The organism is Lachnoclostridium edouardi (genome assembly GCF_900240245.1).
Taxonomy (GTDB): domain Bacteria; phylum Bacillota; class Clostridia; order Lachnospirales; family Lachnospiraceae; genus Lachnoclostridium_A; species Lachnoclostridium_A edouardi.
On record NZ_OESQ01000001.1, the window covers coordinates 998,746 to 1,025,719 of the forward strand.

A 26,974-nucleotide genomic window follows, 5' to 3' on the forward strand; every position below is an offset into this window, starting at 1 on the left:
CTCCTCCTACTTCTTTCCTTGGCTGTCCTTAACATATAAAAGATATTCTATCACCTTATCAGAGAAAATAGAATCCCTGACTATTAGATATTTCCCATTTTCCCCTAAAGCCATATCTGTTTTCTCTTCCTCTGTTCCCTTTTGGAAAATAAAGGAAGAAAGGAGGGAAGGCATAATTCCTTTGTCCCCCTCTCTCAGCATGGGAAGATCAAATTCACTGTCCCCGGCGCATACTGTAAGATCAGGCTTTAACTTTTCCTTCAGCCGTTTTAATCCCGTCCCCTTATCTAAGCCTGCGGGAAGGAGATAAACCTTTTCTCCATTTGTAAAGGCTTTTACTTTTTTCCCATCCAGCCTTTCTGAAAGCTCCCCTGCCAGCTGTTCTGGTTCAGAGCTTTTTGTAAATAAAAACAAGCCCCCTACCTCTCTTACATCCAGTTTTCTGTGTATATGGCCTTCCATAATTCTTTTTCCCTGCTCCAGTTCTAAAATCCCCTGTTTTTTTATGTTTAAAGAGCTTTCATACCATGCTCTGTCCCTTTTTCCTTTGTGAAGCAAAATTCCCCCATTGCACACCAGGGCGTACTCTGGCTGTCCTCCGGGAAAACAGATTCTTTTATACTGTTCTTCTGACCTGGTAGAAACAGGCACAAACATCATATGAGGCGGCAGCTCTTTTAATAACCGCCACGTATTTTCTGTCATAAAAGACAGTTCTTTTTCTCCCATAGTTTCCACCAAAACCTTTTTCCCTATTTCCCGTTTGTAGGAATAAATTAATGTATTATCCAAGTCAGAGGCAAATAATATCATCTGTTTCCACCCTTTCTGAAAATAATCCCATGTCCAAAATACTGCAAAAAAGACTGGGGCAGAATCTATTCCAAACACAGTGTTTCTGCACCAATCTCTTTTGTTTTCATATCTATGGACTTATTCTTCTCCTCCTGTTCCCTTTAGAACAGCTTTTCTAATTAAATCTACTGGTATGATTGTAAATGCCAGCACAACAACCACCGCCCACTCTTTTCCTACCAGACCATAGCAGCGAAGAATGTCTCCGCCAAAGTCTGCCATAATCACCTGCACCACTACGATCAGGAGTATTACCTTCCAGAATCCATGGTTTTTGCCAATATTATCAAAAAGATTTATTCTGTCAGTTCTGGCGTTAAAGGCATTAAAAGCTGCAATAAAGATGTAGAAAGTAAAGTACCCTGTCATCATATATTTATGATTCTCCCCATCCCGGAAATAACTGTCCACAAGGGGTGTCATAAGAAATACCACACTAAGGGCAAAGGTCCACAAGCTGCCTGTGAGAATAGAGGTACGCATGTATCTGCTGATAATATTCTCGTCTCTTCTCTTTGGACGCTCCTTCATAAATCTCTTTAATGCAGGCTCACCGCCAAAGGCCAGGGCTGCCAAAGTATCCATAACCAGGTTTACCCAAAGAATCTGAACAATAGACAGCGGGTTTTCCATGCCTAACAGCGGGCATACAAAGGAAATCATAACTGCGCTGACATTAATTGTCAGCTGGAAAATAATAAACTTTCTGATGCTGTTGAAAATAGTTCTTCCATATAATATCGCCTTCTGAATTGACTGGAAGTTGTCGTCCAATATTACAATATCTCCAGCTTCCTTGGCTACCTCGGTTCCTCCGCCCATGGCAAAACCTACGTCCGCCTTCTTTAAAGCAGGGGAATCGTTTACTCCGTCTCCTGTCATTCCGGCAACTAAATCCATCTCCTGAGCCAACCTTACAAGACGGCTCTTATCGCTTGGAAGAGCTCTGGCAACTACTCGAATATGCTTCAGACATTCTTTTACCTGTTCATCTGACATTTTCGCCAGTTCATCTGAGGTGAGAATCAAATCTTCTTCAGACTTAACAATACCTGATTCCTTGGCAATGGCCACAGCCGTATCTTTTCTGTCGCCTGTAATCATAACTACCTGAACGCCTGCTTCCTGCACATCCTGAATTGCAGTAATAGATTCTGGACGCACCTCATCCCTAATTCCAATTACGCCTACTAATGTCCACTGTCCCTCTGGCAGCTGATCTCCCTCTATAAACTGGTCCGAAACAGCAAACGCCAGAACACGGATTGCCCGTCCCGCCAGCTGATTGATTTTTTCCTCTAGTTTCTTCTTCTGGTCAAAGGGAATTCTGTTTCCATCTATATCGTAGCACATGGTACATCTGTCCAGAATTTTTTCAGGAGCTCCCTTAATTAAGGTTAAATTATAATCTCCCTTTATAGTAGAAGCAGAATACTTATTAGCACTGTTAAATTGAATGGTGCTGACCTTTGTGGCATCCAGACAATCTGAAACTGCTGCTCCGTAAAGCAGAACGGCTCTTTCCGTAGCATTTCCGCCGATGGCCTTCATATCTTTTCCCTCGCCGCTGATTACGGCGTCAGTATTCAGGAAAATACTGAGAGATAAAAATTTCCCCAGGCCTCCGGTAACCTTTTCACGGCTGTCGTACTCATTTACCTGTCCGTCCACAAATGTAACAGCCTCCAGCTGTCCCTTTGTAATAGTTCCTGTTTTATCACTGAACAATATATTCAAGCTTCCTGCTGTTTCAATTCCCACAATTTTCCGCACTAAAACGTTGTCGTTTAACATTTTCTTCATGTTTAATGCAGAAACTAAGGCGATCATCAGCGGAAGTCCCTCCGGAACTGCCATTACAATAATTATAACTGCCAGCATAACGGCTTCCACCAGGTCGTTGACAACTGCCATCCAGTTAGAACAGTATGCTGCAATAAGACTCATATCAAAATTGTTATGTACTACTACTCTCTGGAACATAAAGGCCACGGCAATGGCAATTCCTCCAAAGTATCCAAACTTGCTGATACTGTCTGCCAGTTTTCCTAACTTTACTTTTAAAGGTGAATCTCTGTCCTCCTCATTTTGAAGCTCGCTGGCAATCTGTCCGTAAACAGATTTGTCGCCTACAGTTACTACTTTCATAACTGCATTTCCGGAACAGACCACAGAACCTCTGAACACCTTATATTTGTTAAGGAAATCCATAGAAGCGTCTTCATCCTTATAATTGCCTGGCATAACCTCCTTGGACGCTTCCTTGCTTTCTCCGTTAAGCACTGACTGGTCCACTTTTAAGGCTCCGTCCACAAGAACTCCGTCTGCTGGAATTTTATCACCAGTCTGCAGCAAAACACAGTCTCCTACTACCAGGTCGTTAATGGAAACCTCTGTAATTTTTCCATTTCTGTAAACCTTACAATAGATTCTGGAAGCCTCCTCCTGAAGCTTTTGAAAGGCGTTCTCATTGTTATACTCTGAATAAGTGGAAACAAATGTAGCCAAAACAACTGCAATGGCAATTCCTAAAGATTCGTACCATTCTGTCTGACCCAAAAATGCAAACACCACATTAATTACAAGGGCCACGCACAAGATCTTGATCATAGGGTCCCCAAAATTGTCCTTCAGTTTACTCCAAAAGCCTTCTCCCTGCTGCTCTGTCATCCGGTTGTCGCCGTACTTGGCTTTGGATTCCTCCACCTGGGCATCCGTAAGACCTGTAATTTTCATAGTTTTTCCTCCAGTAACTCTATTTAGGGAGCGCTGCTTATCTGCCTGCAGCCCTCCCATTTAGCTAGTTAAATATATCTTTGAATCAGTTCGCCCAGACCTGGGTCAGTTGTTCCCTGGCCAATAGCGCTGAACTTCCACTCTCCGTTATGGCGGTAAATTTCCCCGAAAATCATAGCGGTCATGTTGTCGTAATTGTCTGTCAGATTAAACTTGCACATTTCCTCGTTTGTTCTGGCATCCACAATGCGGATAAACGCATTCTCAATTAATCCAAAATTCTGACGTCTTTGAACAGCCTGATAAATATTTACTACCATAATAATTCTGTCATACTGCTGAGGAACATCTGCCAGATTAATTACAATCTGCTCGTCATCTCCCTCCCCTGCACCTGTCAGGTTATCTCCCATATGCTGAATCGCACCGCTTTTATGGCGGAGATTTCCAAAGTAAACTATATCATCCTTGTTCATCAGCTTTCCGTTCTGAAGAAGCAGTGCGGAAGCGTCGCAGTCAATATCCTGCTCCTTGGCTCCTAAAAGACCGCCAAAAAAACCACCCTTTTTCTGCTGTATCTGGTCCCATCCAAGTCCTACCACTACTCTATTTAAAGAATCATTACCTTTAGAAAGGCTGACCTTTTGCCCCTTTTGTAAACTAACTGACATCTTTTCTTCTCCTTATTCTACATCAATTCCGTAGTTTGCACACAATGCTCCTAAACCGCCCTGATAGCCGCTTCCAATGGCATTGAATTTCCATTCCCCGTTATTCTGGTAAAGCTCGCCAAAGACTGCCGCTGTTTCAATAGAAAAATCTTCCCCTAAATCGTAGCGCAGCAGTTCCTCCCCTTTGTCCATATCTACAATGCGGATAAAGGCGTTGCTTACCTGACCAAAATTCAGCCTTCTTTCTTCTGCCTCATAAATAGTAGCTGTAAAAGCAATTCTGGAAATATTAGAGGGAACCTTTGACAGATCAATCTGAATCTGCTCGTCATCTCCGTCTCCCTCCCCAGTTTGGTTGTCTCCCAAATGTTCTACAGATCCGCTGGGATGGCTTAAATTTCCATAGAATACAAAATCCTCCTGGCGAGTAACCATTCCATTGCCGCCTAAAAGAAAAGCCGCGGCATCCAGGTCAAATGCGCCTCCTGTATCATATCTGTTTGTATCCCAACCCAAGCCTACTACCAAATGACACAGCCCAGGATTATTTTTTGTCAGGCTTACCTTCTGACCCTTCTTTAAACTAACTGCCATCTATTTATCCTCCTTATTTTCTTTCGTTTAAGCAACCTCAATGCCGTAATTGGCGCATAATGCTGCCAAACCTCCCTGGAATCCGCTTCCTACAGCATTAAATTTCCACTCTCCATTGTAGCGGTAAAGCTCGCCTACTACTACTGCTGTTTCAATAGAAAAATCCTCGCCTAAATCATAGCGGATTACTTCTTCATTTTTTTCCTCATCCACAATGCGGATAAATGAGTTACTTACCTGACCGAAATTCTGGCGGCGCACATCTGAATCGTAAATAGTAACTGTAAATACAATTTTCATTACGTCTGCAGGCACCTTTGTCAGGTCTACTAAAATCTGCTCGTCGTCTCCCTCTCCTTCACCAGTCAGGTTATCTCCCATATGCTGTACAGATTCGCTGTCATGGCTTAAATTACCGTAGAAAATAAAGTCCTCTTGTTTTCTCACCTTTCCGTTAACTCCAAGCATAAATGCAGCTGCATCCAGGTCGAAATCTGCTCCCCCGTCATACTGATTTACATCCCATCCAAGACCTACCATAAGTCTTTTTAAACCAGGATTTCCCTTTGTTAAATCTACTTTCTGTCCTTTTTGCAAACTGATCGGCATATATATTTTCCTCCTTAAAATATAAATAATTCTTATTTATTATCTCTATTTATCTGGTTTTTCCGTTATTATTATATGCGTTTTCAAATTCTGCTTTTATAGCGTCCAGTCTGATTCTGTCATCCTCTCTCTGCTTTTTAGCATTTTCCTGTATTCTCTTTGTCTCGTCAATTCCGTTCATAATAGTCCGCCATGTAGTTTCCAGAGTTTCTATTTTAATGGAGCTTCCGCTGGCCATTTGAGCTATCATCTTAGACTGAAGTACTGTATTCTGAGCATTGCGGATCAGCATTTCATTTGTCTTTTCATCTAAAGCTGACATAGCCTCCGCCTGCACTTTCTGGCGCTTCAGCAAAATAGCCTGAGATAAAGCCTGTTTAAATACAGGAAGAGTAATAATAAATGCTGAATTTATTTTTCTTACCAGATTCAGGTTGCTGAACTCCATGGTTTTAATCATAGGAATAGACTGGAGAGCCACATTTTCAGCTACTCTAAGATCCTGGGTTCTCTGTTCCAGCAGCATTTTCGCCTGCTCTAAACTGGTCAGCTCAAACTGAATAGAATTGTCTGCCGTAGCCTCCCACTCCTGACGTCTCTGAGCAATATACTCCTCCAGCTCTCTAATACCCTGCTCTCCGGCTAAAATATATTTTACTAAATCATGGTAATAGCTGACGTTTACCTGGAACATTTCTTCCAGACTTTTATTGGACTGCTTAATCTCTGATTCATACTGCTTCAGCTTTACGTAGATTTTATCCACCTCCTCGCCCATAGTGTGATATTTAGATAAAATCTGTTCCAGCTGTTTTTTCGCATTTGAAAATAACTTGCTCAGCACTCCCTGTTTTCCGTCCACCAGCTCATTTACATCAAACTTGCTCATAATATTGGCAAGAAGTGTAAGCATTTCTCCAGAATCATTAATCTGGCTCATATTCATGCTGTTTAATACCACATCAGAGCATCGTGAAATCTCCTGGGCAGCCTCGTTTCCAAAATTCACAATGGTATCCGGATCGTCTATTACTATAGTGCTGACCAGATTGTCTACCTCCTGAGAATTGACAAGGGTTTTTGTCATCTGCTCCCTGTCCGCCTGAATATCGTACTCCTGAACTACCATCTCGTCCTTTACAGCCGGGGCGGCAGGCGCGGTCGCCGCTGTTCTGTTTTTAAAATCAATTCCCATATACTACTACCTTCCTCTCCTGAAAATTTTCCCCAACAATTCCTCTCCAAACCGCGTAGGCAGATTGTAAAGATCCGGAACTGTCATATCGTATATATAATCTCCTGCCTGATGCTCTGTAAAAAGAGGACGGCAGTAAAACCTTTCCACACTTTGATACCCGGTGGGTATGAGCAAAAGCACGTCAAATCCCAGCATACTTAAAAACGCTGTCATAATGCTGTCCTCCAGACTGCACAGGGCCTCTGTGGTATTTACCAGCACTACCTTGGGAATTTCTTTTGTAAAATCAAACTTCTGTATCCATCTTAAAATTTCTTTATTTAGATTCAGGGCCACAGCCAAAATGGTGTACTCCACCCCTTGAGTAAATGTCCCTGTAATAATTCTGGAATCTAAAAGCTGCTGAAGCTTGTCAAACATGTAATCCTGCATATCCTCTCTGATAAAACCATATTGGTATGCCGGGCTTTGCTTAATTTTGTTTACTGCCAGCTTGCCGTTTTTCAGAAAAGATACCACATGCTTTTTAATAGGATTATATGTCTCCGAAGTAATGTAAGGCAGATGCTTTATAAGAAACGTTTCCGGCGTCAACAGCTTTGCCGCCTCCTGCCAATATCCGTCCCTGTCCCCGTTTTGTACTCCTGATATTTTAGAGAAAATCACGGGAAGCATAACCCTGTCGTCTAAAACTTCAAAATCAGGCCTGTACTTTGCCTCTTCCTTCCAGAGAATTTTAATTTCCTCCACTGTAGTATGAATAGGTACAGGAATCGCCCTTTTAAACTGCCTGTTTCTGTATATTCCCGTATCCTCGTACATCATGGAGTTTAAGTCCTGCTCTGCATTGTAAGCCGCAGTTTGAAAGGTTACTTCATTTAGCTGCTCTGGAAATTTACCTAAAGGAAGGGAATTTTCATATACCTTTTCAAACAGCCTGGAGTCTTTCAGCTTATCCTCCCCTTCTAAATCAGGGCTAATCACCATAACGTCCACCGGAATTCTGGATAAAATCCTTACAAACATGGCCTCATTGTCATTTTTACAGGAGCCGTAATAAATAAATACAGGCGCTTCGTCTAACTTCCACTGCTCAAAAAGCTGGGGAATATACCTGTTCAGCCACACTGTCATACACACCGCTCTGTTTGTAATAATCTGAAGCTTGTCCGTCTCCTGGCCTAAAACCTCTGTAAACGCCTTGTGAATCAGCTTCTCCAGCTCTTTATTTCTGGGAAAGGCCAGATTCATAATTAAAGACGACATCATCTGACGCACATCTGTATAATTTCCCCGGCGTATTTTCTGTACCTCATCTACAGCAGGCATAGGTATCACCTTTTGAACAAGCACTGATTTTCTGTGAAGGGCGGACAGCTTCAGCTTCCATTTTAGAAGCTGAGATTCATACCGGTTTTTATCCTCCGCTCCCTTTATCTTTACAAATAAATTGTAATAAATATCTTTTTTATCCCCTCTGTCTCCGGCTTTTTTCAAAGAATCTTTCCAAATATCCCCTGACAGCCAAATATTAGTTCCCATATCGCCGGCTGTCTGAATCTGCGGAAATAAGTTTCTGGCAGGAGCGCTGGGTCCTGACATCATCTGTACAGGCGAGGCCTGAGAAGACTCCGTTCTGCTCTCCTCTCCCGGTCCCCTGGAAAGTCTGATATTCATTCTTCCCGGCCCTGTGGCTGTATCTGTTTTCTCCTGCTTAGCCGACTCCGGTGCAGAACTGTTTTGCTGTAGGGGCCTGTCCTGCTGTGCGGAACTGCCCTGCAGCGCCGGTCTGCTCTGCGGCATAGAGCTGTTTTGCTGAATCAGCCTTTGAGAAACAGGCGGTCTGGCAGCCGACGGGCCTGGCCCTGCAAACCATAGGGCCGAAGAAAAATTCTCCGGAAAGGCTGCCCTCTCTCCTTTTTCAACAAGCTGGGAATATTTAAAATCAGGATCTAGTTTTTTATATCCTGCATCCCCGTTTTTTTCCACCATCACAACGTCGCAGCCAATTTCAGAAAGAATTCTTAAAACCTTCAGCTCGTAATCGCTGTTTTCTCCCTCATACAAAATCTTTGGAACCTGCTCTTTTCCTGTCTGAATTAAGATTCTCTCAAATTTATAATAAAACCAGCACATAAACTTGATATATGCATTTCTCAGCATATTCTCATTTTTTCCCATGGCCTTCAGTTCTAAAAGTATCCGTTCCAAAGCATATAATAGCCGTTCTCTCTGGTCAGGAACTAGTCTGGGAAGCCACAGCTTTAATTTATCCCCTAAAAACTGCCGTTCCATTTTAAAATCCAACCCTGCAATTTCATCATAAAACGCCAGCTGCTTTTCATCTGGATTTGCAATTCTGCTTTTTAAATATACGCCGTTAACTTTCACCTTTTCCAAATACGTTCTCAGAAAATTTTCTATTTCTCCGCCCCATGAATCCAGACGGCACATATAAACCCGCCGCCCGCCCCGTTCTTCAAAGGTTTTGAAATAATCCTCCAGACTATTCAGTTGTATTCTTGTATAAATCGTATCATTGTCCGGCAGCACTTTTTCATCTCCTGTTTTCTGCTTTTCATTATCTTTTTCCCTGTATATACCTTTGGGAGTATTATATCATTATCTACTCTGATTCGCAATTTCACACTTCTTACGAATTTATGTACTATAATCTCAGAAATCCCCCTGCAAACATTTGAATAGTTTCATAGTCCACTGCCAGATTCAAATTCTGGCCGCCGTCAAAGCCGCCTGTAATAATCCCGATTAAGCGGCCGCATGTATCTAACAATGCACCTCCGGAGCTTCCGTGGGAAGTGGGGGCTGTAAACTGTATCATGGACACATCCTCCATTTTCCGAAATCCGGAAATCAATCCGTCAGAAAAAGAATTAAACAGTCCCAGGGGACTTCCGATTGCAGCCACTTTTTGTCCTCTCACCAGCTTTTTCGGTCCTCTATACACTGGAATAGGACGGCACATTCTGTCTATTTTCAGAACTGCCAGATCGTGATATTGGTTATATTTAATCAGCTCATTAGTATAAAAAATATTCTGTTCCTCTTCAATTTGTATGCCGTAATAGATTCCGTCCCTGGCTACGTGGAAGTTGGTGAGAATATAACCGTCTGTGCTAATCATAACACCAGAACCTGTTTTAAAGCACTCTTTATTTTTATCAAAAACGTGGATCATTACCACAGAGGAAGACAATGCCGCCAGTTCTTCCCAATCTAAAGGCCTGGAGGACAAAACCTCCTCCCTCTGTCTGGAATTAGAGGGTCTGGGGGTACTTGGCCTGGAAGGCGAAACCCCAGAAGGGTTTGCCGCCTGCTGCCTGTTTTGTGAGGAAGAGGGCTGAGGCTGAACCGGAGCCTGATTTCTGGGCTCAGGTTCAAACGGATGTACTCCTGAAGGGATTACAACCTGACGTCTCGCCGGCTGGGGAACTGCTCTGTTCTCCTTAGGTCGCTGATTCTGTCTCTCATATCCCCCACTGTTTCCCGAGGGCAGAACTGTCTGTCTTTCATCTCTGTCCCTTCTCCTAAATGCCGACGCCGGCATAACTACAGGACCTTCACCGCAGGCAGAACTGCCTCCTGCCTGTCCCAAATCAGTGATCTGTCCTTTTTTCTGCTGTCTCCACTGAGCCAGCCCTAAAAGCCGGGAGTCTATCTGGATTTCACTTTCCTGTCCCATATAAAGCACCCAGCACCCCAGCTGTGTAAGAAAATATAAAAATAAATATTCCTGAAGCTTTACCTTTCCGCCTATAATGAATTTAGGAAAACGGCCTATTTTCATAGTGTCTGTAAACAGCCTGGGAAAATATACGTCAATCCAGTATATGATCTTTACGCTGAAATTTTTCACCGGGCCAGGCTCTTTTCGTCCAGAATAATCTATGTACATCTGAATAATTCTCTTATATCCTTCCTGAAAGGCCTGCTGCCACATAATATTTTCAAAATGAAAAGGCAGGCTGTCCTCCCCCCTGCTCCATCTGCCGTACATTGCACCGTACTTTTCCGCCTGTTCTACAGACATTCTGCTGTCCAAGGCCTCTGCTTTTACGCAATTAGAAGGTGAGTGAAAAGAACTGCCGCCGGCGCCTCCCTGCCGGCTTCCCATCAGCTGCTCCATCCGCCTAAGCTCATGGCTGTATACATCCCTATCTTTTCCTATATAGCATACAAAAGAAACCTCTTTTGTAAAGTTTGAGTATCTTCCCTCTGATTCTATAAACTCTTTTAAAATGTCCTCCCCCAATATCAGGGAAGCTGTCTGGAACTTCTGATTAAAAGAATTCATTCCAGCCCTCCATGTCTTTTATATAAGTTTTTTATATAAATTTTTCATATAAGTTCTTTACCCATTATAGTCGATTTTTGTATATTTTTCTACTTTTAATATATAAAATTTTGTTAAAAATAACAGGGAGAACAGTAAAACAGGCTGTTAAACCGCCTTTTTTTGCTGCTCTCCCTGCAATGAATTTCTAAAATCTTAATAAGCTTCAATGAAATCAGGTTCTTTCTCATCCAGCCCCTGCATTTTTCTGTCGCACATCTGGAAATATCTGGCTGCCGCTAAATCGTCTCTGTTTACTCTGAGAACCTGGGCAAAACAATCTCTGCCCTCTTTGTACCTTTTTTCTCCCAAATACTTTATTCCCTTTTCAAAATCATTTCTGGAGATTGTTCTCAGCCGGGCCTGCTCCTGCCCTAAAGGAAGAAAATATTCATAAATTTCTTTCTTTTCCCAGTCCGCCCCTTCTGTGCCAAGATATCCAAAAAATCTGATTCCCTCTTCTCCTATTTCTTTGGAAGCCATTTCTGCTGCTTCTCTTGTCAGCAGCGCTCCCGCCTTATACCTGCAGGATATTTGATTTAAAAGAACAGCCAGCTGAGTATGGGGAGAAATAGTCATAACCTCCATTCTGTCCTCAGTTCCTATTACGCCGAATTTCAGGCTGCCTACCTCTATTCCCGCTCCGAAGAAATACGCTCCCTTTAACATCTTCAGACCTTCTCCTGCTGCCTTTAAGGCTGCTCCCACGCCGTCTTTAAACAAAATTACCGCCCCGGCCTCTGTAAATCTTTCTACAATGCCTCCGCCTTTTTCCATAGTGTCATTGACTGTACAATAAATCTGATTCAGAACGGAAAATTTATGCTCATCACTTTGGTCTGTTTCCCATTTAAGCTGGTAAGATTCTAAAACTAAAATCGCCGCTTCCTGTTCTGTCTCCTTCCCGGGCTCAATATCCCTAATATCTTTTTCTCCAAAAACCTGAATCAATGACTCTGGAATAAAGGGCTCATATGCATTTTTCAGCTTATTAATACGTTTTAAGTAGGCCGCTATACTTTCAGACATTTGGATAAAAAAGCCTGTTACCTGGGCTACCTCCCCGGCGCCTCTCACTTTTTTCCACGTTCCTGCTTTTCCCTCGGCCATATCCGCCGCCGCTCTCTGTAATTTAATTAAAGGCATTAAACTGATCACTGCATTTGCCGTAAGGACTGCCAGCATCACTGCCAAAAACAGAAGAATCCATCCCATAATTATGTCTTTCTCTTCTTGAATGGCTGACAGAATTCCTTTTTCTGTCACCATTCCTCTTACAATCCCCTGAACCTGCAGATTTTTATCTAAAACCGGCATATATAATGTCAGATTATTTCCTTCTAAAATATCATTCTGGAAAACTAAAACCGGCTCCTTTTTATCAGCGCATTCTTTCATGTAACCGGCTGCCAGACTGCCGTAAGCATATTCGCTTGGAATACAGTTAAGCATACGAGCCTCTACCATGTAAAAGTTTCCGTTTTTCTCCAGGAACAGATCATAATTACTTTCCCAGGCTGAAATATTTCCTGCCGACCGGCCTTCCACATGGTACACCTGATCGCCCATCATGGTTTTATCATAGTAACTGCTGAGAAGCGTTAAAAATCCATTATACACGTTGTCTTTTTCACTGAACAGCTGTTCCTCAGAAATCAGCTTTACCAATGATTCCCCGTTGCTGTACATTCTGGTCTGCTCCTGCTTTTCCATCTGACTTCTTAAAATATTTGTCACCTGTGTATCTAACAGGCCGTACCCTGCCGCCGCCACAGGAAGGGCGAAACAGATTAATTTTAAGGATGTGGGGAACACATTTCCAAACATTTTCATAACAAATGCATACAAGCCCCATAAAATTAAAACTGTTCCAAAAAGCAAAATAGAATTCCATACAATCTGAAGGGCCAGATTTCCAAAGGAAGGGACTATTGATGTAAGAAGAGTGTGCGTCTGTCCCACAACTACAGGCAGCAATCTGGAATCCTCCTGCCTAAAGGAGGCTGTAAAGGCGCCGTCCTCCATTTCATCCATTTGATATAAAATCCCATATGTTTCTCTATCATAATCGGAAAACAGATCTGTTTTTACCAGTACAGGATTTTCGTAGGGAATTTGATATACGGCCTGGGCCTGTACATTATAAAAATAAAGACCCTGGTTTCCCAGCACATACGCTGTATTTTCTGTTCCAAGCTTTGTCCCGTCATTAGAAAATACACATTGCTCCTCACCATTATCCTGAACGCGCCACAGAGAGCCGTCCTGGTCCACATACCAGATATCTCCTTCCGGTCCGTAGCCTGACAAATATGCTCCTTCCGGGACTTTGTCTATAAAAGTCTCCTCTTCATGTACATCATCTAATGTACCTGTTTCAAAATTGCAGATTCCTGTCAGCCTTTTTATGTCAGCAGACCCGGTATACTCTAAAAACGTTACCTGACACTGTCCTTCTTCAGTAAAGGAAAGACTTTCTCCGATTCTGAAATTTTCGTCCCCTGCCCCATAGACACATACAGTCCGGCTATTTCTGCCGTCCAGATTGCTGGAAAACACAGTAATACTTCCCTCTGATCTGTCCATTCCATACAGCTTTTCTCCATCCCACAGGCTAGCATATACATTATTTAAAGGAATTTCCATGGAATAACCAGTGTATATGCAGGCAGCCCAAATACAGATAGTTAAAATAATTCCTATCCTTCTTACACAATTATGTTTTGTTTTTGACTTTTTTGTCTTCTTCAGTACGCCTTCAAACATAATTCTTCCTGTGCCTGCCCTTTCTCCAAATACTCTTCACATAGGCGGATATATTTTCTGGCCGCTTTGTCTTCCTTGTGATATTCAATTACCTTAATAAAATACCGTCTGGCCATTGCTATATCCTGAGCCATGAAAGCCTTAACTCCAGCCTCAAAATATTCTTTGGTGGAGGTTTTTCTTCTTCTGCACTCTTCCTCCTCGCCGTCTAAAACCTCATAAATTAATTCCGTTCTCTTCAGGCTTTTTATGTAAATATATCCTAAAATCCTGAAATGGTAACCTGTGTAGAAATCACTGATTTCTCTGGCCGCCTGGCTGGTAATGAGAATCGTACAGTTACATTCCTCCGCCAGCTGCTGTAAAAACCAGGCCAGGTTTTTCTGACTGGCCATTACAGACACGATACACCGTTTTTCTGACCCCATAATTCCCAGCTTCATCTGTCCTGCAGTGATGCCGGCATAGCTTTTTGCGCCTGTCTGGAATTTCCTTGTATTCTGTACTGCCGATACTGCAGCCAGCAAAGCCTGTCTTCTGTCGCCTTGAGGAAAAATTGTTTCTAAGCCTGATTTAGTAAAACGGCATACAATCCCGCCGCAGGCTTTTATTACAGGAATCTGGCATTCCAAACGCTTATTTATTTTAGCAAATACATAGCCTGATCCATATTCTGTATCTCCCGGATTCTGTTTTCTGTCCTCCACATTGCCAAGGGCCATCACTGTGCCCTGAATTTCTTTCTCGTCTCCTGGCTGTATGTTTTGGATTCCGTTTTTTCCAAATAAACTAAAAATTTCTCCGGGCAAAAACGCCTCGTATTTTTTCTGGAAGGATTCAATATGCTGTACTTGCTTTTCTGCATTTTCTGCAATTCTGTTAAACATAGCGGCAATTCCCGCCACCTCGCTGCTGCCCTTTACATTGGCTCTGGCATCCAGCTGTCCGTCAGTTAAATCTAAAACAGCTGTCTTTAATCTGTTTAAAGGCCTCATGTTCAGCCACATAACAGCTAAAACTACGGCTAAAAGGCCAAGACTTGCCAAAGTAATCTGTCTTTTTAACCGTTTTCCGCTGATAATCTCTTCCAGCACTGTCCACTGATTTTCTATTGTAGCCTCCAAAACGCCTATAACTGTTCCTCTTTGACTTACTATAGGAGTAAATACTGAATTCCAGCCTTCTAAGCCGTCGTTGTAGGATAAATAAATATCCTTATTTTCCCTGACCGCCTTTTCCATAGCCACAATTACTTCATAAGGCATCTGATAAACTAAGGGAAGGTTCATAAAGTACCCGGACTCTGCGCTGTAAAGCTGCCCGTCCCTATAAAAATATTGATTCACCTTAGCCCGCTGTCTGCTTGTATAACTGCCGTCTGTTTCATTTAAAAAATATTCATACTGGCTGTGATTAATTTCTAAATTTTTTCTCTTTTCATCTGTGTGAACAGGCTGAGACCAGTATTCTTCAAATTTCTTCTGGTCCATCTGGAACATAAAGTCTCTGTTTACTCTGGAAAGCTGTATGGCGCTTACATTTTCATAATATGTTTCCAGCCGCTTGTCCACCATCTTGAACATTACAGTGTATCCTGCTCCAATAAAAGGAATCATCACTAGGACCATAGAGGCCCAAACAGGCATCCCGCCTTTTATTCTTCTTGCCATAGCAATTAAAAATAAGTAGAAGAAACCTGCCGCCATTAAAAGAATTGCTGCCTTTAAAAAGGTTATTAATTTCCAATGGCTGCTTCTCTCCAGGCGGTCAATTACCTCATAGTCGTCTCCCTTTACAGCTAAGACCTGTCTTCCGTCCTCCAGATTTTCTATATGAGCTTTGTCCTCCAAAGCCAGGTTTTCCCCGCACACCTGAATATTTTCCTCTGTCACGTCAGTTCTGATTTCATATGCCTGCTGAGCCGTCACATTCCACAGATGAAGCTTTTGATCATCAAAACTGTAAACCAAATTATCTCTGGTAATTTGCCTTCCGTCATTAGTAAAAATCATATGCTCTTTGCCGTTCTTATCTATTTTACAGATATTTCCCTCTCTGTCCATAAATACGGCGTCCAAGCTTCCGTTTACTAAAAGTCCATAATTAACGCCTGGCCTAATATCTTTTCTGTAAAATTCCCTTCCCCCGTCTTCTGTCAGACGGTACCAAAATATATTTTCTTCATTCACCAGACACAAATATATTTCTTGATCATCTGCCATTGTATTAGTAAAGTAGTGTTTGTTTTCCTCCTGGCAGATCTGATCTATATCCCATCGTTTTTCCAGTTTACCGGTCTGAAAATTACAGTAATCAATACTTTGCTCTGTGGCGGACTCCCTGCTTACTGTGCAGGAGACGTACATATTGCCCTTATCATCCATCTGGCAGTCGGACAGACGGATCAGGCTTCCTTCCTTTTCCAAAGGATATGTAAATACTTCCTGGCTTCTGTCTTCTTTGCTGATTCTGAACAAATAATATTTGTCCCTTGTCACGTCTATTCCATACCAGTACTTTTCTGTCTCCCCCACCTGGCGGACAGACTGAAGCAGATGGGTCCCCTGTGTTTTAGCATACCATCCTGCGGCGGCTAAAGAGCAGATGATAATACATGCAGCGCCGCATATATATTTAATCTTCCTCCAATAGATATCCATATTGCTTCAAATCCTTTCCCAACAGAATTTTTCCTGTTTTCTGCATCTCGTACTGGGCGGCTTTTAAAATTTCCTTCATGCCAATCTGGCATTTTTTATCTGCCGCCATAAATGCGGCGTAAACCGCAATATTTTTAATGCTTCCTCCGGCCAGCTCCAGATTATCTCCCAGAAAATCATAATCCATATCCTGACTTACAGGAGCTTTTTTGGGAATTGTTACCTTCCATATTTGTTTTCTGGCCGCTGCATCTGGAAATTGAAACTGAATAATGTATTTCATTCTCCTCATAAATGCCTCATCAATATTTTTCAGATAATTGGTGGCCAGAATTGTCATTCCCTCGTACTCCTCCAGCCGCTGCAGCAAATAGGAGGTCTCTAAGTTGGCATACCTGTCGTTGGAGCTTTTTACTTCTGTTCTCCGTCCAAACAAGGAATCCGCCTCGTCGAAAAACAAAATGGCGTTGCTGATCTCTGCCTCTTTAAATACAGCCGCCAGGTTTTTCTCAGTTTCCCCTACATACTTGCTTACCATCTGAGATAAGTCAATTTTGTACAGCTCCAGCTTCAGCTCTTTAGAAAGAATCTGAGCCGCCATGGTTTTTCCTGTTCCGGGAGGACCGGCAAAAACAACAGTGACCCCCCTGCCGTAAGCCACAGTGCGGCCAAAGCCCCATTCTTCATACACGGTGTATTTATTCTCCATCTGAGAACAAATGTGACTTAAAAGCTGTTTCTGTGAATCTGGCAAAATCAGCTGATCCCATGTATACCCACTGTTAATTTTTGTAGCTCTTTCGTAAAGCTGATGGTCAATCTGCGCAAAGCAGGACTCGTAAAGGGACGGCTCCTCCCCCTCCAAAATCCTGCAGCTATTTTTATAATGGTTTGCTGCTGCTTTAATCTGGCTTGGAAGAAAAAGGAATTTAGCTGCCAGCCTGTCTCTTTCCTCTGTACTGATTTGGTACTTTTCCATATAGTGATCCCATATCTGCTTTCTTTCCTCAAAAGAAGGATTTTCTATATGGACAGGCAGCAGCTCTATGGCGCCCCTTTGCCTTTTTCCAGGTTTGTCTTGAGATAAAATAAAAATAGGATCTGGACAAAACTTTATTTCTTCCCAGAATATTTCTGCCATATCTTTTTCCAGGCTTTCATAATGCTCTGCTGCCAGAAAGCTGTCTGTTAAAATTGCCTCCCGCACAGCGCGGCGCACATCTGACTGAATTTTTTCTTTGCTCCCTGTAATTTTGTCAGTCTCCAGTACAATAATTCTTTTTTTCTCATTGGCTGACAGCTGTCTTAACAGCTCTTTCTTTCCACATCCGTTTTCCCCCCAGAGGAAAACAGCTTTTCTGTTGTCTGTATTTGCTCTGACCTGGCTGCAGTCCTTATTTTCACCTATGCCGCATAAGCTGCAGGCCTGTATAAGTGCAGAAAAGGCCTTGCTCTCCTCCTTCGTCTCCCTGTCTCCTTCCGGCTCAATGGTTATGCTGATTTGTCCTAATCTTTCGTCTGGATATTGATTGCCTAAAATATAGCCTGCGATTCGCTGGTCCAATATTACTTCTCTGTCCCAGAAGGATTCCTGCTCTTTTCCCCAGCTTTCATCCAGCATATATCTGGCAAACGGGGAATTCTCAGTAAGCTCCTCCCTGATTGAGTTTCTCACCAGCTGGTTTAGGCCCATAATTCTGGCGCCTACCTCCATAACCGGCCTTGTTTTTTTGCCGCTGCCGTTAAGCCAGGAAAAAATTTTCCCGTATACTCCCTCAAACTCCGGAAGCGCTGCCAGAAATAAACAGATTTCTTCTGCCACACTTAGACGGAAACGATATCCCAGGCTGCCCAGAAAAACAATTTCTCTTCCCTGCCGGCTGTTAATCTCATTAATAAGAGAACGCAGTTCCTCATCATCTGCCATTTGATAATCTGAGCTTGATGAAAACAAGGCGTCTAACGCTTTTCTTCCGTCCAACTCTGGAATACCTACTCCCTTTACATTTCTCTCCTCATACCCTAAGACCTTCAGTCTCCTGTCAGCCCACCCTTTTAATCGAAGGAGATATTCATAATTGTCAAGAAATCGTTTCCTGTCCATCTAAGTTCCTTTTCCTCTCTATTACAAGGTTTTTAAAAATTCTTCTTTTCCTTCCTCTCCGCCGTGAATCGCCTGAAGCAGTTTTGGAAAATAATTGTCAAAAGACATAATATTGGCGTAAATGCACTGGGCCAAAGCCGGCTTTTCATCTTCCTCGCCAAAAAAATCTACATATGTTTTAAAATGAATTTCTCCTGTCTCATAATCCATCTCAAAGTTTCCCACCTTCAGCCCATAATTAATTCTGGTGAGCACCTCCGCCATATAAGGGATTTTCTCCTTTGGCGCGTTTACCGGACAAAGAGAATAGTAGCAGAACCTTTTTTCCTCCTCCAAAATCTTGCAGAAGGTCTGCCATGTTCCGTTTTGGCTGTCTGCGTCAATTTTAATCATTCCGTTCCATTCCTGAATACTCCATCTTGCTTCCTCTGCAATGGATTTTACTGTTTCTGTTATACTCATAATCTTTATGCTCCTTCTGTTGGTCTTGCTTCAATGAAATCATTCTCTGCGTTTTTAAGCTTTTCCAATTCCTCTTTTATCTTATATTCTCTGATTGTACTGGAAATTTCTTTAAATTTATCGCGCTGCCCGCCTAACTCTTCTGCAGGCACAGCTAAAAATCCGTCAATCTTCCCTTTTAGCTGGAGAACCCGCCCCTTTTCTTCTAATGCGGCATTTCTGCTTTCTTCAGCCTTCTGAAACGGCCGGAATTTTTCTTCATAGTTTCTCACAGCTTCTCTTTGTCTTTCTCCTGCTGCTCGAATCATAGCACTTGTATAGGCCAATATTCCCTGCTCGCTCTTTCCAAAAACCTCTGTGTCCCTGCCGGAGCCCTTCGGGCCTTCTGCCAGCTCCTTATCCTTCATCATCTGCTCCTGCATTTTTTCCTTTTGGTATTCATTTTGAGTATTATATATAGTGTGGTATGATGTTTCTGTATACAAATATGGATTTAAGGTTTTTTCCAGATCATATTTGCTTTCTAATGATCCTAAAATATTTGTAATAATCTGATTATGCTCTGTACTGTCGTGACTTTGGGATGCATCCTGCCATCCAGGAATACTTTGGCATCTGCTCCAAATGGCTTTTATGTCTTTTTCGCTGGCCAGTGCTGATAAATCTGTAATTTTATTCAGCTTTTCTATTTCATTCTGACAATTTTTGCCTGACTTCCTGCCTTCTGGTTGTTCTGCAAAATATTTTTCATTCTGGCCTATTAATGTTACTATCATTCTTTTTACATATCCCAGATAAACTTCTCTGTATTCTTTTCTGTATAAATGTTTTATATTATCAATTTCCTTGCTATAGGCGCCGAAAAACTGTTTTTTATGCTTCTCCTCCGCCTCTTTTTTTGCCAGAGCATATGTTTTTTCCGCAATTTCTTTAGAAAGCTGGATTTCTATAAAGCTTTCTCCTGTTCCTAAAAGGGCTTGATTGCTTTCTTTGGTCAGCGTCTCGATCCTTTTACTCAGCAAGGTTAAATTTTGCTCATAAAGCTCCGCCAGCCTCTTGATTTGATTTACAACTGCCTGGGCAGCCTCCCCGCCTGAAGTCCCCCACAGTACATCTTGGTCTAGTAAAGCGTCCTCCGCCTTTTTTCTTTCCTCCTCTAAGTTTAACAAATTTTCCAGTTTTTCCTCTGACTGCTTATCAGGCAGCTGTGCTATGTCCTGGTCTGTAGTAGTAATTTTTGTATCTTCTAGACTTCCCTTTTCAAGAGTTTTTCCGCCTAAAATAACACTTTTTTTCGGCTCTTCAATTTTCAGGTTATTTCCGTCCCAGAATAGGGCTCCTGACAATTCTAAATTTCCTAAATTCCAGACTCCTAAATTTTTTTGACATAAGGTCCGTTCTTTAAAAAATAATAGCTTTGCCTTAACGTATGCAGATAATACAAACTCTGCCTGGGCAGCCATTTTATATGTAACTCTGCCGTTTTGTACCTTTAGTTCTGTACCTGTCTTGTGAACCTTTACATTTAAACCTGATAATGCAGACAGATTAAGTCCCAGCTTTGCCAGTACTCCCGCCTCCAAGGAAGCTATTTTGCCACCCAGACCAACATGCAGATTCGCGCCTATCCAGGCATTTGCATCTAATTTTACCTGTCCGTCTAATCCATAGATGCTGCCGTCATTCTCCTGCCCGCTGCCTTGATTTTCCTTCTGTGCTCCCACCTGTCCGGCCAGCTGAAAGCCAGCGCCTACGGCAAGCCCGCCGCCTACATAAACTCCAGGCAGCATAGGAATAGGCACATTTACATCAACGCCTATTATTCTAGGCGCCTGAAAACCGCCGCTTTCTTCTGTGACATTTACTCCATGGGAATCCTCATCCTTTTCGCCGGCTCCTACTGCTTCACCGTCCCCAGGATATTGCCATTTCAAGTGTCCTTCTACACGATTGTTTCCAAAGTCCACCAACATTCCCAGATTATCTGTGCCAATGTTAATTGAAGCAGGATTAAATATAAATCCGTTGTACGCTAAACCTGTTCCCTGCTCATAAGAAACCTGTCCTACAGTAACGCCTACTTCTTTCAAATTCAAAAATCCCGCCACATTACTTAGGGGGCCGATACCGTCCGCTGAGCCTCCTGCAGAAAACTTCAAATTCTGGGCAGAAATCTTTTTTTGTTTTGGAGATAAATTGATTTTTTCTGACTCAGCATTAATCAGACCATTTTTAATGTTCAGCTTTGCCTGCTCAACAACAGTGTCCCCTAAATTATCTCCATAAACAGATAAGCTGGCTTTGTCTGCCGTTATATTAATAATATTTTTAATATCTGCACCTACTCCTGCTGTCAAAATAACTGACACAGGGGCAGAGTTTGTTTCTGCTCCTTCTGCTGCTCCTCCCTTTTCAGCTGACGCCTCCACGCCAGTCAGCTTAAAACCAGAAAAAAGCTCCAAATCCCCCTGGACTCCGCCTTGTATTTTCTTAAAGTCAAAGCCTGTCTCTTTATTGTATTTTAACTCCTCGCCTGACAAAATAAGGGTTTTGCCCATTACTAAAATATTTCCAGTAGCCGTTTGAACAAAAAGCCCACTTTGGTCGTAACTTCCATTTTCTACCTTAGTGTTCATTAATACATTTCCAAGACTAAAGGACAATTCTCCACTAAGTCCCTGTAATGAAAAAGCTTTTTCTTCATACTTCAGGCTGCCCACTTTTACATCTGCCTTTGTTCCGCCGGATGTAGAAAAGCCCATTATTAAATCAGCTGCTGAAAGCGCCTTACTTTCTCCTGAGTAATCTGCCTTTCCCACTTCACCATAAACCGTATGATTATCTACATCTAAGACAGCGTTTTCCATGTGAGCCTCAGCAAGAGTATTTCCTGATACTGAAACCTTAGCATTTTTTGCTGTCAGACTGAATTTTTCTTTTTTGGCCTCCACTCCTGCTTCCACAGTAATTGATATAGGGGAGGCTCCGTTTTCTCCTGCTCCTGTTTCTCCTTTGACTGCAGATACTTTTCCTTCTGTTAAATTAAATCCGGAAAACACCTGCAGATTTCCCTCTAATTTTCCCTCCAGCTTCTTAAAGTCAAAGCCTTCCGCCTTATTGTATTTTAAATCTTCTCCCAGTAAGGTAACTGTTTTATCCATCACTACAATATTTCCTGAAGCTGACTGGATAAAAAGGCCATTCTGATCATAGCTTCCATTTTCTACCTTTGCATTCATTAATATACTTCCAATGCCAAAGGATAAATTACCGCCAATTCCCTGAAGAGAAAAAGCCTGTTCCTCATATTTCAGGCTTCCCACCTTAATATTAGCTTCTGTACCGTTAGATGTAGAAAAACCGGCCGTTAAATCAGAGGCTGATATCATATGGTTCGCTTTTGAATAGTCCACATTTCCCACTGTGCCATGGACCGTATTGTTATCTATATCCAAGGCTGCGTCTACAATGTGAGCGTCGTTTATGCCGTCGCCCAGTATTGTAAATTTTGTATTTTTTGCTGTCAGGCTGAATTTTTCTTTCTTAGCCTCCACCCCTGCTTCCACAGTAACTGATATAGGGGAGGCTCCGTTTTCTCCTGCTCCTGCTTCTCCCTTGACTGCAGATACCTTTCCTTCTGTCAGATTAAATCCGGAAAATACCTGCAAGTTTCCTTTGACTTCCCCTCCAAGAGTTTTAAAATCAAAGCCTGCTTCCTTGCTGTATTTTAATTCTGTCCCTGACAAGGCTATATTTTTCCCCAACGCCAAAATATTTCCGTCAGCTGACTGTACAGAAAATCCGTTTTGGTCATAACTTCCGTTTGACACATTGGCTGTCATGGACAAGCTTCCAAGGCTGAAGGACAAATCTCCTTTCAGACCCTGAAGGTTAAAATCCTGTTCCTCATACTTCAGGTTTCCCACCTTAATATTAACTTCTGTGCCGTTAGCTGTGGAAAAACCGGCTGTTAAATCAGAGGCTGATATCATATGGTTTGCTTTTGAATAGTCCGCATTTCCCACTGTGCCGTGGACTGTATGATTATCTATGTCCAAGGCTGCGTCTATAATATGGGCGTCGTTTATACCGTCCTTTAACGCTGTAAACTTTGTGTTTTTTGCTGTCAGGCTGAATTTGCCATTTTTAGCCTCCACCCCTGCTTCCACAGTAACTGATATAGGGGAAGCTCCCCCTGCTGCTTCTCCGTTTTCTTCCTGTCCTGCTTCCAAAGCAGCTCCTTTAACTGCAGATATTTTTCCTCCTGTCAGAATAAATCCAGGAAATACTTCTACATTTCCCCCTACTTCTCCTTCCAGAGTTTTAAAGTCAAGGCCTGCATCCTTGCTGTATTTTAATTCTGTCCCTGACAAGGCTATATTTTTTCCCAACGCCAAAACATTTCCAGTAACTGTCTGAACAGAAAATCCGCTTTGGTCATAGCTTCCCCCTGTGACCCCTGCTGTCATAGACAGGCTTCCAAGGCTAAAGGATAGATACCCTTTGATTCCTTGAAGAGCAAATGCCTGTTCCTCATATTTCAAACTGCCAACATTCACATCCGCCTTAGGGCCGCCAGTTACAGAAAAGCCAAGGGCCAGCCCTGCTGCCGAAAATGCTTTGCTTTCTCCTAAATAATTTACATTCTCCGCTTTTCCATAAACTGTATGATTATCTATATCTAAAGTAGCATTTTTAATCTCAGCAGAACTTAAAATATTTCCTGTCACTGTAAACTGGGCATTATCTGCCGTCAGGTTGAATTTTCCCCTCTTAGCCTCCACTCCTGCTTCCACAGTGACTGATATAGGGGAGGTCCCGTTTTCTCCTTCTCCTGCCTCTCCTTTAGCTGCAGATACTTTTCCTCCCAATAAAGTAAATCCGGGGAAGATCTCTGTATTTCCTTCAATCGCCCCTCCAAGAGTTTTAAAATCAAAGCCTGCTTCCTTACTATATTTTAAGTTCGTTCCTGATAAATTAATATTCTTTCCCAGTACAGAAATATTTCCGGCTGCCGACTGAACAGAAAATCCATTTTGGTCGTAGCTTCCCCCTGTGATCTTGGCGGTCATAGATGTGCCGCCCAGGTTAATAGACAAATCCCCGCTAATACCTTGAAGGGAAAAGGCTTTTTCCTCATATTTCAGGCTTCCCACATTCACCTTAACTGCCGTACCTTTTGCTGTAGAAAAGTCAACTGATAAATCAGTGGCTGATATTACATTATTCTCCTTTGAATAATCTAAATTTCCCACTTCACCGTGAATTGTGTTATCTATATCTAAAATGGCATTTACAATATGGGCGTCATTTACGCCGTCGTCTGACACTGTAAATTTTGTATTTTTAGCTGTCAGGCTGAACTTTCCGTTTTTAGCCTCCACTCCTGCTTCTAAGGTTACTGATATAGGGGAAGTCCCTCCTGCTCCTGCCTCTCCTTGTTCACCCTGTACCTCTCCCGAATCGGCGCCTTTACTTACAGATACTTTTCCTTCTTTCAGCGTAAATCCGGAGAATACTTCCACATTTCCTTCTACTCCTCCTTCCAGAGTTTTAAAGTCAAAGCCTGCGTCCTTGCTGTATTTTAATTCTGTTCCTGATAAGGCAATATTCTTTCCCTTTACTGAAATATTTCCGGTGGCGGACGGAACAGAAAATCCGCTTTGATCGTAGCTTCCGTCTGTAATCCCGGCCGTCATAGACAGGCTTCCAAGGTTAAAGGACAAATCCCCGTTTAATCCCTGTAGGAAAAAAGCCTGCTCCTCATATTTCAGACTTCCCACATTAACATTAACTTCTGTACCTTCTGCTGTGGAAAATTTAGCTTTCAAATCAGAAGCTGATATTATATTATTAGCTCTTGAATAGTCTACATTTCCTGCTTCACCATAGATTGTGTTATTATCTATATTCAAAGCTGCGCCTACAATCTGGGCGTCGTTTATACCGCTGCCTGATACTGTAAATTTTGTATTTTTAGCTGTCAGGCTGAATTTTCCTTTTTTAGCCTCCGCTCCTGCTTCCAAAGTGACTGCATAACCAGAGCCGTCCTCACCGTTTTTGGACAAAGCAGCCTTAATATTTTTTAAAGTAAAGGCAGAGCCTATATTGATATCCCCTTCTACATTTCCGCTTAATTGTTCAAAGCTCAAGCCCTGTTCTTTTGTATATATAATATTTTTTCCGCCGACAGTAATGGTTTTATTTTCAACAATCACAGAGCTTTCCAGAGAACCGATTCCCAAACCTGCCTGATTATAAACCACATTTTGAAATGCAGTTTTAAGCACAGTATTTCCTACAGGAATATCTGCATTCCCGCTCATATTTCCCCAGGATAAGCTTGAATCGCCAAATTTATAAAGAATATTCTGAATTGTCATTTCTGCCGTTACTTTCTGACTTCCCGGCAGTTTCCAATCCAAATTTATTTTTATGTCTCCGTTTGCAGTTACTTTCTCCTGATCTAAAAAAATATTAGGTATGTTCACCTGAAACAGAGCCCCAACCTCCAGGTTTGCATTTCCTCCCGTAATATAAGGAACCCACTGTGTTTCACTGCTCCCTACATTAACGGTTTCCCCATTTTCTTCTTTTAACATCCAGGTTCCCTGGCTGCCCTCTTCATTTCCTGAAAAGTTTAAGGAAACATTGTCCTTCTTTATTGATAACCCGCCTATACTAATATCCTTCATCCACTTATTTTCTTTTTTCATGTGGAATTTAGGATTCGCAATATTTAGTGTTTTATTAAATAAGGAAAAATCTTTTAAGTCTGCTGTAAACTCATCAAAGGAAATACCTGAACGGTTAATTTTTACATGTTCTACTGCTGCATTAGCTTTTAAGTCAAAAAACGCCTCGTTTATTCCAACGGCTGCCTCATCCGCCAAAAATGTATCGTCTAAGTCTGTATATTTCATATGGGTAGCTGACAGCTGCAGCATCCCCAGAGAAAGGGCTGCATCCCCTTTGCTCATTACAGCCATTTTCCCAGGCGCCTTAGAATCGTAAATTAAGGTAAAGTCTGTATTTTTCAGGTTATAAACCAGGCCTGCAGGCAGAACCAAAGCAATATTCTGGCTTCTGTACTGCATGATTCCCTCTTCAAACTCATAACCTTTGTATCCATAAAGGCGTATATAGCCGTTATAATCCATCTGGTCCTCTGAGCTTTCAGTGGATATAGCATGAATAGGTTCTTCTGACTGTACCAGGTTATTTGAAGATTCATTAGTAACAGCATTCTCTGCCAGCTGTCTCGCCTGATCCTGCACAGACATATTTTGAGAAGGCTCTGAACCCGCCTCTGTCTCCGGCCCCTCCGTCCTTTCGTTATCCTCTCCTTCTGCAGACTCAGAATTTGTCAGTCTCTCAATGACTTCCAGGCCTTGCTCCACTAATGCGTTTACAGAAGTATTTTCCTCGACTGCTTCTCCTGCCTCCATCTTTTGAATTCCCTGAAACAGTTGATTTTCCGCCTGTTTTAATTTGGAGACAGCGCTATCACCCTGGGTATTTTTTGGCGCAGCTGAAGGCGCCCCTGCCAGACTGTGGTTTTCAAATTTATTTACCTTTTTGTAGGAGCCGAATTTTCTGCCAAACCATCCTTTTATCTTACCCCATGTAGAGATCTCGCTAAGATCGTTTTTCCCTAATTGGCGGTAAACATCTGCAATAAATCCCCATCCATATGCTTTTTGCAGCAGTTCAGACTCATCCTTTGAAATATCGTCTGGTTTTTGATACAAATATGCCAGCAGAATGTCTACAGGAGGCTCTGCCTTTACTTCTCTATATTCTTTTATAATTGCTTCTACGCCGTACTGACGGACTGCAGACATGATCTCATTTTCTCTCATGTCCTTTAGTTCTACATGCCTGGTGTCTGAACTTGCTGCCCTGTCTTTTTTCAGCACATATCTTCTTACTTCCTGTTCTTGAACATTTGCCATATATATTCCC

13 protein-coding genes are annotated in these 26,974 nt (G+C 42.2%); all 13 read right to left on the bottom strand.

All coding sequences use genetic code 11. The annotated features are described in order from the left end of the window. Positions 1-6: 6 nt before the first annotated feature. Positions 7-813 (bottom strand): HAD hydrolase family protein, encoded by an 807-nt coding sequence (locus C1A07_RS04675; RefSeq protein ID WP_145996035.1) that lies wholly within the window; start codon positions 811-813, stop codon positions 7-9. Between the two features lie 120 nt (positions 814-933). Further along, positions 934-3,591: a calcium-translocating P-type ATPase, PMCA-type gene (locus C1A07_RS04680; RefSeq protein ID WP_101876076.1), complete on the bottom strand. Its 2,658-nt coding sequence runs from the start codon at positions 3,589-3,591 to the stop codon at positions 934-936. 68 nt (positions 3,592-3,659) lie between these two features. Next, complete coding sequence (locus C1A07_RS04685) at positions 3,660-4,262, bottom strand: TerD family protein (protein ID WP_101876077.1); 603 nt, start codon at positions 4,260-4,262, stop codon at positions 3,660-3,662. Between the two features lie 12 nt (positions 4,263-4,274). Further along, a complete protein-coding gene (locus tag C1A07_RS04690; RefSeq protein WP_101876078.1) occupies positions 4,275-4,856 on the bottom strand; it encodes a TerD family protein in 582 nt (193 codons plus the stop codon). 27 nt (positions 4,857-4,883) lie between these two features. Then, complete coding sequence (locus C1A07_RS04695) at positions 4,884-5,465, bottom strand: TerD family protein (protein ID WP_101876079.1); 582 nt, start codon at positions 5,463-5,465, stop codon at positions 4,884-4,886. A 49-nt stretch (positions 5,466-5,514) separates the two neighbouring features. Continuing rightward, positions 5,515-6,660 (bottom strand): toxic anion resistance protein, encoded by a 1,146-nt coding sequence (locus C1A07_RS04700; RefSeq protein WP_101876080.1) that lies wholly within the window; start codon positions 6,658-6,660, stop codon positions 5,515-5,517. A 6-nt stretch (positions 6,661-6,666) separates the two neighbouring features. Continuing rightward, a complete protein-coding gene (locus tag C1A07_RS04705; RefSeq protein WP_101876081.1) occupies positions 6,667-9,216 on the bottom strand; it encodes a YceG family protein in 2,550 nt (849 codons plus the stop codon). Between the two features lie 115 nt (positions 9,217-9,331). Next, the gene (locus C1A07_RS04710; protein ID WP_101876082.1) at positions 9,332-10,978 is read right to left on the bottom strand and encodes a S1 family peptidase; all 1,647 of its coding nucleotides are present in this window, start codon (positions 10,976-10,978) and stop codon (positions 9,332-9,334) included. A gap of 195 nt (positions 10,979-11,173) precedes the next feature. Next, on the bottom strand, positions 11,174-13,783 hold the full coding sequence (locus C1A07_RS04715) for a hypothetical protein (RefSeq protein ID WP_101876083.1): 2,610 nt from the start codon (positions 13,781-13,783) through the stop codon (positions 11,174-11,176). After that, positions 13,765-16,443 carry a HAMP domain-containing protein gene (locus C1A07_RS04720; RefSeq protein ID WP_101876084.1) on the bottom strand — a complete coding sequence of 893 codons (2,679 nt, stop codon included), beginning with the start codon at positions 16,441-16,443 and terminating at the stop codon, positions 13,765-13,767. Before C1A07_RS04720 ends, C1A07_RS04715 begins: the two co-directional genes overlap by 19 nt. Continuing rightward, positions 16,418-18,547 (bottom strand): ATP-binding protein, encoded by a 2,130-nt coding sequence (locus C1A07_RS16345; protein ID WP_101876085.1) that lies wholly within the window; start codon positions 18,545-18,547, stop codon positions 16,418-16,420. The genes C1A07_RS04720 and C1A07_RS16345 overlap by 26 nt, the downstream gene beginning before the upstream one ends. A gap of 21 nt (positions 18,548-18,568) precedes the next feature. Then, positions 18,569-19,009 (bottom strand): type III secretion system chaperone family protein, encoded by a 441-nt coding sequence (locus C1A07_RS04730; RefSeq protein WP_101876086.1) that lies wholly within the window; start codon positions 19,007-19,009, stop codon positions 18,569-18,571. Between the two features lie 5 nt (positions 19,010-19,014). Beyond that, positions 19,015-26,964: an autotransporter outer membrane beta-barrel domain-containing protein gene (locus tag C1A07_RS04735; protein WP_101876087.1), complete on the bottom strand. Its 7,950-nt coding sequence runs from the start codon at positions 26,962-26,964 to the stop codon at positions 19,015-19,017. Positions 26,965-26,974: the final 10 nt, after the last annotated feature.